Annotated in this window: 12 protein-coding genes and 1 pseudogene; 8 read left to right on the forward strand and 5 right to left on the reverse strand. The window is 70.7% G+C overall.

All coding sequences use genetic code 11. The features are described from left to right. Positions 1-98: 98 nt before the first annotated feature. The 7 genes from ASF68_RS13200 (at position 99) to ASF68_RS13230 (ending at position 4014) form a co-directional block, all read left to right on the forward strand. Complete coding sequence (locus tag ASF68_RS13200) at positions 99-518, forward strand: Asp23/Gls24 family envelope stress response protein (RefSeq protein WP_056011060.1); 420 nt, start codon at positions 99-101, stop codon at positions 516-518. Then, positions 515-703 carry a DUF2273 domain-containing protein gene (locus tag ASF68_RS13205; protein WP_056011063.1) on the forward strand — a complete coding sequence of 63 codons (189 nt, stop codon included), beginning with the start codon at positions 515-517 and terminating at the stop codon, positions 701-703. The genes ASF68_RS13200 and ASF68_RS13205 overlap by 4 nt, the downstream gene beginning before the upstream one ends. Then, a complete protein-coding gene (locus tag ASF68_RS13210) occupies positions 700-1053 on the forward strand; it encodes a hypothetical protein (RefSeq protein WP_056011066.1) in 354 nt (117 codons plus the stop codon). The genes ASF68_RS13205 and ASF68_RS13210 overlap by 4 nt, the downstream gene beginning before the upstream one ends. Beyond that, positions 1050-1625, forward strand: a complete 576-nt coding sequence (locus tag ASF68_RS13215; protein WP_056011069.1) for a DUF6286 domain-containing protein — start codon at positions 1050-1052, stop codon at positions 1623-1625. Before ASF68_RS13210 ends, ASF68_RS13215 begins: the two co-directional genes overlap by 4 nt. Then, complete coding sequence (locus tag ASF68_RS13220; protein WP_056011071.1) at positions 1625-2227, forward strand: hypothetical protein; 603 nt, start codon at positions 1625-1627, stop codon at positions 2225-2227. Before ASF68_RS13215 ends, ASF68_RS13220 begins: the two co-directional genes overlap by 1 nt. A gap of 93 nt (positions 2228-2320) precedes the next feature. Next, complete coding sequence (locus tag ASF68_RS13225; RefSeq protein WP_056011073.1) at positions 2321-3571, forward strand: Asp23/Gls24 family envelope stress response protein; 1251 nt, start codon at positions 2321-2323, stop codon at positions 3569-3571. Positions 3572-3597: 26 nt separating this feature from the next. Next, complete coding sequence (locus ASF68_RS13230) at positions 3598-4014, forward strand: hypothetical protein (protein ID WP_056011074.1); 417 nt, start codon at positions 3598-3600, stop codon at positions 4012-4014. Between the two features lie 272 nt (positions 4015-4286). Here the strand turns inward: ASF68_RS13230 and ASF68_RS13235 are convergent. The 3 genes and pseudogenes from ASF68_RS13235 to ASF68_RS13245 all read right to left on the reverse strand — a co-directional run. Next, positions 4287-5070: aldehyde dehydrogenase family protein (locus ASF68_RS13235; protein ID WP_157580448.1), on the reverse strand; the 784-nt coding region annotated here is incomplete at its 5' end. Between the two features lies 1 nt (position 5071). Beyond that, positions 5072-5982 (reverse strand): annotated as a pseudogene (locus ASF68_RS13240) (aldehyde dehydrogenase family protein); the annotation flags it as partial. A 109-nt stretch (positions 5983-6091) separates the two neighbouring features. After that, positions 6092-7414: an aspartate aminotransferase family protein gene (locus ASF68_RS13245; protein ID WP_369796472.1), complete on the reverse strand. Its 1323-nt coding sequence runs from the start codon at positions 7412-7414 to the stop codon at positions 6092-6094. 62 nt (positions 7415-7476) lie between these two features. On the opposite strand from ASF68_RS13245, the gene ASF68_RS13250 reads away from it, so the two are divergent. Continuing rightward, a complete protein-coding gene (locus tag ASF68_RS13250) occupies positions 7477-9039 on the forward strand; it encodes a PucR family transcriptional regulator (protein ID WP_056011077.1) in 1563 nt (520 codons plus the stop codon). Between the two features lie 182 nt (positions 9040-9221). Here the strand turns inward: ASF68_RS13250 and ASF68_RS18810 are convergent. Continuing rightward, positions 9222-9353, reverse strand: a 132-nt coding sequence (locus tag ASF68_RS18810; RefSeq protein ID WP_157580454.1) for an aldehyde dehydrogenase family protein, incomplete at its 5' end; no start/stop codon positions are given. Positions 9354-9374: 21 nt separating this feature from the next. Next, positions 9375-10754: an NAD-dependent succinate-semialdehyde dehydrogenase gene (locus ASF68_RS13255; RefSeq protein WP_056011080.1), complete on the reverse strand. Its 1380-nt coding sequence runs from the start codon at positions 10752-10754 to the stop codon at positions 9375-9377. Positions 10755-10802 lie beyond the last annotated feature (48 nt).

The following is a 10802-nucleotide window of genomic DNA, read 5'->3' on the forward strand; positions in this document are numbered from 1 at the left end:
CGTGACGGACTGTCTCATTGATGTCGCCCGGCACACGGGCACCGCGGCCGGACCCCCGGACCGCGAAACCGCACCACCATCCTCGAAGGAGCAACACCATGTCGAACACCACCGACACCGCCACCCACGCCGCCACCACCTCCACCGGCAAGAACGTCATCGCCGACGGCGTCGTCCAGAAGGTCGCCGGCATCGCCGCCCGTGAGGTCCCCGGTGTGCACGACCTCGGTGGCGGAGCGGCCCGTGCCATCGGTGCGATCCGCAACGCGATCAACGCGCAGGACCGCGGCCAGGGCGTCAACGTCGAGGTCGGCGAGAAGCAGGTCGCTGCCGACATCGTGATCGTCGCCGAGTACCCCGTCGACCTCCAGCGTGTCGCCGACGACGTCCGTCGCAGCGTCACCGACGCGATCGCCAACGTCGTGGGCATGGACGTCACCGAGGTCAACGTGACCGTTTCCGACGTCCACATCCCGTCCGACGACGACAACGACGCTGACGAGAGCCGCGTCCAGTGAGCACGACCGACCGTGGCATCCTCGTCGGTGCCGTCCTCGCGCTCGCAGCCGTCGCCTTCGGCTTCTGGGCGATGATCCTCGTCGCCCTGTTCATGCTGATCGGGTTCGGCATCGGACGCGTGCTCGAGGGCAAGCTGGACCTGCGCGGCGTCGCCGACGCGCTCCGCGGGCGGCGGTCGTCGTGACCGCGGCGGTGGCGGCCGAACAGGCCGTGCATGGTCGCAACACGATCAGCTCCCGCGCCGTGCGTCGCGTCGTGTCTGCCGTCACCGCGGAGGAACTCGGTGTGCGGGCGTCGGAGGTCTCGGTCGAGCTCTCCGACGCCCACGGGGCCCTCACGGTCACCGCGAGCACGCCCATCCACGTGTCGCCGCTCGGCACCGACGCCCGCACCTCGGGAACGGTGCTCGAACGCCTGGCACGCGCACAGACCAGCATCCGTGAGCGGTGCCTGAGTCTGACCGGATCGACCATCGGACGCGTCGATCTCCACATCACGGGCGCGAAGCTCGAAGAACGAAGGAGGGTGTTGTGAGCACCCAAGCCCTGTACCGCCGTGCGGTGCGTCGTGAGACGCACTCGCCGCGGTCCGCCCTCGCGATCACGATCGCCATCGTGCTCGCGCTCGTCCTCGCCTGGCTCGGCACGGAGTCGGTGCTGGCCGCGATCGGGCAGCAGCCGCTCCTCGTCGCACCGAAGGACATCGTCACCGCGGTGTTGACGGCGGCGACGGCTCCGGCCCCGCTGCTCGTCGCCATCGGTGTCGTCGCGGCGATCGTCGGGTTCATCCTGATCGTCCTGTCGCTGGCACCCGCCCGCCAGGGTCGCCGTGGATCGATCGCCGACCGCACCGCGACCGTCGTGGACGACCGGGTGATCGCCCAGTCGCTCGCCCGCGCCGCCTCGTACGCCGGCGACATCGACCCCTCGCAGGTCAACGTCAGCGTCGGTGCCCGCAGCGCCCGTGTCGACGTGACCCCGACGAGCGGTCGCCGTGTCGACCAGCGCGAGATCCAGCAGGCGGTGGACGCGGAGGTCGCGTCCTATGACTTCCGGCCCGCACTCCGGGTGAAGGTCAAGCTCAACGAACAGGGAACGGTGGCCTGATGAACTCGACGAACCGATTCCTCAACCGCTTCTTCATCCTCGTCGTCGGACTCGTCGTCCTGGCGGCGGGTGCAGCGCTCTCCGTGGGCGCGCTCCTGCCCGACGTGCAGCGCACGATCAGCGAGAACGCCGAGCGCGCCGTCGGCCCGACCACCGACACGATGGACGCCCAGCCGTGGATCCTCTGGGTCGCCGCTGCAGCCGCCGTGCTCCTCATCGTCATCCTGCTGTGGTTCGTGCTCCGTCAGGGGCGCGGCCACACCGGGACGCTGCTGCAGGTCGACGAGCAGCCCACCAAGGGCACCCCGACGGGCGGTCGCGTCATCCTCGACGTGAAGCTCGCCGAGCAGGTCCTCGAGGAGGCCATCGGGCGCAACCCCGACGTCGTCGCGGTGGACGTGACCGGCTTCCGGATCCGCAAGCAGACCGCCCTGCGGCTCACCGCCCACGCCCGCCGTGGTGCTTCGCCGATGGAGCTGCGCCGCGACATCGAGGCCACCATCCACGAGTGGGACGGTGCCCTCGGGACGTCCACCCCGGTGGTCGTCCAGATCGTCAGCGGACTCCGCACCCGCCTCGCGAGCACCAACCGGGTCGTCTGACCCACCGCTCCGCGGCACCGCCGTGGCAGCCCGAACCGACAGCAGCATGACCGAAGGACCGATGCGCCGCCGACGCGGCGCGAGGAGGATCGCATGAGCGACGACACGAAGCACCCGGATCAGCAGCACATCCCCACGCCGGCCGAGGTCCGCGCCGAGCACCCGACGGTGCTCGTGCCCGCCCACGGTGACGACGAGGTGCGCCGCATCGAGTCGCACGACGGTGAGCATCCGGCGGCGGCGGAGCCCGCATCGACCTCGGCGGCGGTCCCCGCGGTGGAGCCCACGGCCGAGCCGGTCGCTCCGGACGAGGTGGCCGAGCCGGCCACACCGATCGACGTGGCCGAGCCGGCCGAGCCGAGTGCACCGGTCGTCGAGATCGACTCCGGTCGCCGACGTGAGCAGGAGCAGGACGAGCTCGCGCAGGTCATCGCCGCCACCGCTGAGACGGTCCCCGGTGTCCACGCGCTCGGCTCCCCGTCGGCTCGTGCCGTCGACAGCGCCAGGACCCGGCTGCTCGGCCGCACCTCCGTCCCGGGGGTCAACGTGCTCGCCGACGACGACGTGCTGAACGTCGAGGTCTCGTTGGTCGCCGAGTACCCGGCGAGCGTCGAGGAGGTCGCGGACACCGTTCGCGCCGACATCGCCTCGGTGCTGGAAGCGCGTCACTCGGGGCCGGTCGACATCGACATCACCGTCACCGACGTACACGGCCCGTTCGACCCGGCCGACCCGGACCCGGGCGAGCTGATCGACGGCGCGACCGCCGCCATCGACGACGCGAAGGCGAAGACGGGCGAAGCGATCGGTGCCGCTGGCGACGCCGCCGGGAAGGCGCTCGACTCGGCGAAGGCCACGGCCTCCGATGCTGCCGACGCCGCCCGCGCCGGTGCCGCGAACGTGGCCGATGCAGCTGGCGACGCGCTCGAAGGGCTGTCGAAGCAGCGGCCGGAGTCCGCTGACGATGCCGCGGTGTCCGTGTCGGACGGCGAGGTTCCGGTCGCCGATGCACCGACCGACACCACCGTGGTCGCCGTTCCGGTCGCGGACGCACCCGCAGCGGACGACGCGAACATCGCGGACGCGCCGGCTGCCACCGACCAGGTGGAACCGGCGACCCACGGCGATCTGCCGGAGGACCTCTCCGAAGCAGCCCAGAAGCTCGCGGAGGCCGCCGACGCGCTCGCGGAGGTGGCCGAGGAGGTGACGCGCGGCGTCGACCCGAGCCCCGCCGATGCGGACGCCGACTCAGGAACCGACGCGGGCGCGACGGCTCCCGCCGCCGCCCCTGAAGCCGCGTCGACGACGGATCCTGAGCAGCCCTCCCGTTCCCCCAAGCACTGACCGGTACCAGCGAACGGAGAACCGTCATGCCCCTCTTCAGTCGAACCCGGTCCTACGGGGCCAGCCGTCCGCGACCGCGTGCCGTCTGGGCTGCCGCGATCACCGGTGTCGTCCTCGTCGTGCTCGTGGTCGTCGGGGTACTCATCCCGATCCTCGGCCTCATCGGCGCTGCCGACGGTGCGACGGTCGGGGCGCTCAACGTCCCCGTCGGGAGCATCATCGCCGCGCTCCTCGTCGGCTACCTCCTCGCGCTGCTGCTGCTCCTTGGCTGTGTCCGCAGTCGCAACGGTGCACTGTCGTGGGTGCTGGCGGTCGCAGCGGTCATCTCGGCGCTGCTCGTGTCGCTGTGGCCGCTGCTCGCGGTCGCGATCGCCGGCGTCGATCAGGCGTCCGACATCGTCCCCTTCATCCAGGACCTCATCGGGCGGGTCACCGGCAACTGATCACCAGAGATCCGCGCGGCAGCAGGATGTCCTCCCTCAGGATCTCCTGCTGTCACGCGGATCTCCTGGTGTTAGCTCAGCCGGCGGCTGCGGTGCACCTCGGCCCGACCACCGGTCCCTGCCCGTCGACAGGCTCAGGAACCGCTTGTCGACGGGCGGTCGGGCCGGGGTGCCTCAGTTCTGGGGGAAGCCGAGGTTGATGCCGCCGTGGGAGGGGTCGAGCCAGCGGGCGGTGATGGCCTTCTGCTGGGTGAAGAANGGGCCGGGGTGCCTCAGTTCTGGGGGAAGCCGAGGTTGATGCCGCCGTGGGAGGGGTCGAGCCAGCGGGCGGTGATGGCCTTCTGCTGGGTGAAGAACCGCACACCCTCGGCGCCGTGGGCCTTGGTGTCGCCGAACAGGGAGTCCTTCCAGCCGCCGAAGGAGAACGTGGCGACCGGGACGGGGATGGGCACGTTGATGCCGATCATGCCGACCTGGATCTCGTTCTGGAACCGGCGTGCGGCACCGCCGTCGTTGGTGAAGATCGCGGTCCCGTTGCCGAACGCGCCACCGTTGATGAGCGCGACGCCTTCCTCGTAGGACTGCACGCGCACGACGGCAAGGACGGGTCCGAAGATCTCCTCCGTGTAGACCTTCGAGGTCGTGGGCACGTGGTCGATGAGGGTGGGGCCGAGCCAGAACCCGTTCGGGTCGCCGTCGATGGGGGTGTTGCGGCCGTCCACGACGATCGTCGCACCGTCGGCCTCGGCGATGTCGAGGTAGGAAGCGACCTTGTCGCGGTGCACCTTCGTCACCAGCGGTCCCATGTCGCAGTTCCGGCGCCCGTCACCGATCCGCAGCGTCGCGGCGCGCTCGGCGATCTTCCCGATGAGTTCGTCCGCGACCGGTTCCACAGCCACGACCACCGAGATGGCCATGCACCGCTCGCCCGCGGAGCCGAAGCCGGCGTTGATGGCGGAGTCGGCGACGAGGTCGAGGTCCGCGTCCGGCAGGACGAGCATGTGATTCTTCGCCCCGCCGAGGGCCTGGACCCGCTTGCCGTGCGCAGTGCCGGTCNTCCACAGCCACGACCACCGAGATGGCCATGCACCGCTCGCCCGCGGAGCCGAAGCCGGCGTTGATGGCGGAGTCGGCGACGAGGTCGAGGTCCGCGTCCGGCAGGACGAGCATGTGGTTCTTCGCCCCGCCGAGGGCCTGGACCCGCTTGCCGTGCGCAGTGCCGGTCTCGTACACGTACTTCGCGATCGGCGTCGACCCGACGAAGGAGATCGCCCGGACCTCCGGGTGGGTGAGGAGCCCGTCGACGGCCTCCTTGTCGCCGTTCAGCACCGTGAACACGCCGTCGGGGAGCCCGGCCTCCTTCCAGAGCTTCGCGAGCCAGATCGCCGCGGACGGGTCCTTCTCGCTCGGCTTCAGCACGACCGTGTTGCCGGCCGCGATCGCGATCGGGAAGAACCACATCGGCACCATCGCCGGGAAGTTGAACGGCGAGATGATGCCGACGACCCCGAGCGGCTGCTTCGTGGAGTACACGTCGACGCCGGTCGACACCTGCTCGGAGAACTCGCCCTTCAAGTGGTGGGCGAGGCCGGTCGCGAACTCCACGACCTCCTGCCCGCGCGTGATCTCGCCCAGCGCGTCCGAAACGACCTTGCCGTGCTCTTCGGTGATGATGTCCGCCAGCTCGCCCTTCTTCGCGTCCAGCAGCTCACGGAACTTGAACACGATCTGCTGACGCTTCGCGAGCGGCAGGTCACGCCAGGCAGGGAAGGCGGCGGCGGCGGACGCGACCGCGCGGTCGATCTCCGCCTGGTTCGCGAGCGCGACGTGCTTGGTGGCGACACCGAGCGCCGGGTCGTAGACGGGGGCGGTGCGGCCCGAGTCGGACGGGGCCTCGGCGCCGTCGATCCAGTGCGGGACGACCGGCAGCGAGCCGGACTCGGTGGTCGTGGTCTCGGTGGTGGTCATGCGGAGTGCTCCTGAAGATCGTCGGCTGCAGCGGTGGGGGTGTCGAGGGGGACGGGCGTCGGCGCGGGGAGTCCCGACACCTGGTCCCAGAACGGTTCCGGCTCGCCGGTCACGCGCGCAGCTCCGTGAGTGCGCTGTCGATGATCGCGACGCCGGTGGCGACCTCGTCCGGGGTCACGACCGCGGGCGGCACGACGTGGATCCGGTTCTCGCTGATGAACGGCAGGAGACCCGCCTCCATGAGGGAGGACTTGAACCGGCCCATGTCGGAGGCGGCGAGCGGGGCGCGCGTCTCGGGGTCCTCGACGAGCTCCACCGCCCAGAACACGCCGCTGCCGCGGACCTCGCCGATGACGTCGTGTCGCTCGGCGAGGGCGTGCAAGGCGGGCCCGAGGTGATCGGTGCCGATCGCCCTCGCGTGCTCGACGACGCCCTCCTCGGCCATCGCCGTGAGCGTGGCGACGACACTGGCCGACGCGAGCGGGTGGCCGGAGTAGGTGAGGCCACCGGGGAACACCTGGTCGTCGAAGCGGTGCGCGATCTCCGCCGACACGATGACGCCGCCGAGCGGGACGTAGCCGGAGTTGACGCCCTTCGCGAAGGTGATGAGGTCCGGTCGCACGTCGAAGGCGTCGAACGCGAACCACTCACCGGTGCGGGCGAAGCCGGCCATCACCTCGTCGAGGATGAGCATGATGCCGTAGCGGTCGGCGATCGCACGGATGCCCGCGAGGTAGCCGGGCGGCGGGGTCAGGACACCGGCGGTGCCGGGGATCGTCTCGAGCAGGATCGCGGCGATCGAGCCGGGGCCCTCGGCCTGCACCGTGCGCTCGAGGTGACGCAGCGCGCGCTCCGACTCCTCCTCCGGCGTCGTCGCCCAGAACTCGGTGCGGTAGAGGTACGGGCCGAACACGTGCACGTGACCGCGTGCGTACTCGTTGGGGATGCGGCGCCAGTCGCCCGTCGCGACGATGGCCGCGCCCGTGTTGCCGTGGTACGAGCGGTAGGTCGAGATGACCTTGTCGCGACCGGTGGCGATGCGGGCCATGCGGATCGCGTTCTCGTTGGCGTCGGCGCCGCCGTTGGTGAAGAAGACCTTCTCGAAGCCGTCGGGTGCCCGGTCGAGGATGAGTCGAGCGGCCTCGGCCCGCGTCGCGTTGGCGGCCGCTGGGGCGATCGTCGTGAGCTGGGCGGCCTGCTCCTGGATGGCCGCGACCACCTTCGGGTGCTGGTAGCCGAGGTTCACGTTGACGAGCTGGCTGGAGAAGTCGAGGTACCGTCGGCCGTCGTGGTCCCAGACGGTGCTGCCGAGCCCGCCCGCGATGGGGAGCGGGTTGAGCGTGCTCTGGGCGGACCAGGAGTGGAGGACGCGCTGGGTGTCGGCGTCGCGCACGGTGGCGTTGTCGAGGCCTGCGAGGAAGTCGTTGATCACCCCTGCAGCCTGGCAACCGGCGACGCCCGTGTACATATCGGATCCAGTGATAGGTTCGGCTCATGTCCACGCAACCCGTGATCGGCGGCGAGGTCGGTCGCGTCCACACCGGCGTCACGCTGCGCACCCTCATGGCCCAGCCGGTGTTCAAGCTCACGCTGCTCGTCGAGGGCGACGCCGCCGACCTCGACCGCGAGATCGCCTGGGTCCACAACTCCGACCTCGGCGACCCGACCCCGTGGCTCGAGGCCGAACAACTCCTGCTCACCGACGGCGCCCAGTTCGCCGGCTCGATGAGCGAGGAGCTGGCCGACCGCCGCACCGACGAGTACGTCCGTCGCCTGGCCGCCAGAGGGATCGTCGCGCTCGGCTTCGCGACGGGGATCATCCACGCCGACGTCCCGCAGCGCCTCATCGACGCCTGCACCCGACACCGGTTCACGCTGCTGGAGGTGGGCGAGCGGACGCCGTTCATCGGGATCATCCGCTTCGTCGCCGATGCGGTCGCGGCCGCCCGGGTGGCGTCGCTGGAGTGGTCGCTCGCCGCGCAGCGTGCGGTCGCGCGGGCGGCGCTCCGGCCCGACGGGCTCACCGCGATCCTGGAGGAGCTCGGGCAGCAGCTCGACTGCTGGGTCGCCCTCTACGACGCGCTCGGCAACCGGGTGGTGACGAAGACGCGGGAGCCGGTGCCCGAGGGCGTCGAGGCCGCGGTGGCGGACGTGCTCCGACGCGGCTCGCGCGCGGGCTTACACCTCGGCGAGGGCGCGGACGGCGCGACCCTGCTCACGCTCGGCCGACGCGGCGAGCTGCGGGGTATCCTCGCCGTCGGCTCCCGGGTGCCGCTCGACAACGCCGAGCACGACCTCGTGTCGAGCGTCATCGGCTTGGCGAGCATCGCGCTGGAACAGCACAGCGCCCTCGACCTCGCCCGTCGTCAGCTGCGCTCCGGGCTGCTCGAACTGCTGCTGTCCGGCGACCACGCCGTCGCCGAGCGCACGGCCGCGCGGCTCTGGGGGCCGCTCCCGCCCGATCCGATCCGCGTCGCGGTCGTCGACATCCCACCGGGGGAGCTGGGGTTCCTCTCTGAACTCGACGTCCAGGCCGCCGCGCACGGGGGCAAGCTGTTCTTCGCCGAGCAGGACGCACACATCGTCATCGTGTCGAGCGACGCGGACACCGGGCTGTGGAGCGGGGTCGTCGGCCGGCACGGACTCGCCGGCGGGGTGTCTGCGGTGACCACGTGGGCGGCGGTGAGCGACGGGCTCGCCGAGGCGACCCGCGCTCGCGCCTCGGCCGGGGAGACGCCGCGGCTCGTGCGGTACGAGGCGCTCGCGGAGCAGGGGTTGCTCGGACTGCTCAGTGCCTCGGGTGGTTCGGTGCTCGCGAACCGGTTGCTCGAACCGCTCGGGCGGCTGGGCGAGGACGCGCGCGCGACGCACCTCGAGACGGCACGCGTGTGGTTGGAGGCGAACTGCGTGACCGACCAGGCCGCCGGCCGCCTGGGCGTCCACCGGCAGACCCTGCGTGCACGCATCGCGACGCTCGAACGGCTACTCGACCTCGATCTCTCGCGCTTCGCCGACCGCACGGAGCTGTGGAGTGCCCTGCAGCTCGCCGAGCGCTGACGCCGCCCTTCGACAGGCTCAGGGACCGGAGATGGTCGGGTGTCGAGACCGGTTCCCGGCCGCTGAGCCCCACCAACCCGGTCCCTGAGCCCCACCAATCCGGTCCCTGAGCTTGTCGAAGGGCAGCACCGAGGACGGGCCGCACGTCGACAAGCTCAGTGACCGGGGCGCTCAGTGACCGATTACGCGATGCGGATGAGCTTCTTGTTGACGAACTCGTCCATGGCGGGCTTGCCCATTTCACGGCCGGTGCCGGAGCGCTTCACGCCGCCGAAGGGGAGTTCTGCGGCGTCGCCGAGGACGAGGTTGATCCANCCGGGGCGCTCAGTGACCGATTACGCGATGCGGATGAGTTTCTTGTTGACGAACTCGTCCATGGCGGGCTTGCCCATTTCACGGCCGGTGCCGGAGCGCTTCACGCCGCCGAAGGGGAGTTCTGCGGCGTCGCCGAGGACGAGGTTGATCCACACCATGCCGGCGTCGATCCCGTCCGCCACGCGCAGYGCCTGCTCCTGGTCGGTSGTGTAGACGTAGGAGCCGAGGCCGAACGGGGTGTCGTTCGCGAGGCGCACGGCCTCCTCCTCCGACGCGACGCGGTAGAGCGCGGCGACGGGGCCGAAGAACTCCTCGTGGAACGCGTCCATCTCGGGCGTCACATCGGTGAGCACGGCGGGCGGGAAGAAGTTCCCGTCCGGCTCGCCCGAGGCCAGGATCGTCGCGCCCTGCGCCTTCGCGCGGCCGAGCTGCTCGCTGAGGCGCTCGGTCGCGGCCGTCGACGACAGTGGGCCGAGCTGGGTGCTCTCCGCCATCGGGTCGGCCGGTGCGTTGCCGGTGAACACGGTGGTGAACTTCGCGGCGAAGTCGTCGAACAGCTCRTCGATGATGATGAACCGCTTGGCGGCGTTGCAGGACTGTCCGTTGTTGTCGATGCGCGCGTTCACGGCGTCCTGGACGGCGGCGTCGAGGTCGTCGGTCGACAGCAGGATGAACGGGTCGGACCCGCCGAGTTCCAGCACGACCTTCTTGAGGTGCTTGCCGGCGAGCTCGGCGACGGCGGAACCGGCACGCTCGGAACCGGTGACGGARACRCCCTGCACGCGYGGGTCGGCGATGACGGTCGCGATCTGCTCGTTSGTSGCGAAGATGTTCACGTACACGGAGTCGTGGGCGCCGAGCTCGGCTTCGGCGTCGTCGAAGATCTGCGCGATCGCGAGCGCCGATTCGGGGCACTGCGGGGCGTGCTTGAGGAGGATCGTGTTCCCGTTGACGACGTTCGGGCCGACGAACCGGGCCACCTGGTAGTACGGGAAGTTCCACGGCATGATGCCCAGCAGCACTCCGAGCGGGGCGCGGCGGATGAACGCCGACCCGGTGCCGTCGGAGAGTTCGATGGGCTCGTCGGCGGAGAAGGCTTCACCGTTGTCGGCGTAGTACTGGTAGATCGCGGCGGCGAAGTCGACCTCGCCGAGCGCCTGCTCGTAGGTCTTGCCCATCTCGCGCACGGCGATCTCGGCGAGCTGTTCGCGGCGCTCGGTGTGGAGGGCGGCGACGCGGGCGATGAGTGCTGCACGGTCGGCGACGGGAGCCTTGCGYGACCACTCCTCGTGRGCGGCGGAYGCKGCGGTGATCGCCTGCTGCAGCTCCTCGTCCGTGATCGTCGGGTAGTCGCGGAGGGTCTCTCCGGTCGCGGGGTTGACGACGGCGTAGTCGCTCACTGGTGTGCTCCTTTGTCTGAGGTGCTGCTGGTGCTGGCGCGGTGCCCG

The organism is Plantibacter sp. Leaf314 (genome assembly GCF_001423185.1).
Taxonomy (GTDB): Bacteria; Actinomycetota; Actinomycetes; order Actinomycetales; family Microbacteriaceae; genus Plantibacter.